Annotated in this window: 1 protein-coding gene; it reads right to left on the bottom strand. The window is 35.4% G+C overall.

The genetic code is table 11. The features are described 5' to 3' along the window. Positions 1-258, bottom strand: a 258-nt coding sequence (locus tag IQR33_RS35940; RefSeq protein WP_193844031.1) for an RDD family protein, incomplete at its 3' end; no start/stop codon positions are given. Positions 259-274: the final 16 nt, after the last annotated feature.

Genomic DNA, 274 nt, shown 5'->3' with positions numbered 1-274 from the left:
GCAAATTAGAGTACCGAACAAACGATACACATAAGTAGAAACCTCAACGTTCTCACCTTCTTTTCCTTGCACCTGAAGTTTGAATATTTTTTCCCCTAACGTCCTCTTCAAAAGTATGTATTGGCCCATCATCGTAAAGAAAAAGAACACATAGAAATAACCTATGCTTTGGATAGTCAACGCATTTAGATCAAAGACGTAAAACTCTAAAATACCGAATAACAAGCTAATCAAACAATAGTCGGTTACAAATGCCAATAATCTCTTTATCACG

This window comes from Vibrio sp. OPT46, from assembly GCF_015163535.1.
In the GTDB taxonomy this organism is placed as follows: domain Bacteria; phylum Pseudomonadota; class Gammaproteobacteria; order Enterobacterales; family Vibrionaceae; genus Vibrio; species Vibrio alginolyticus.
The sequence above is the reverse complement of the archived record's forward strand: the minus strand, read 5'-3'. Positions and strand labels throughout refer to the sequence as shown.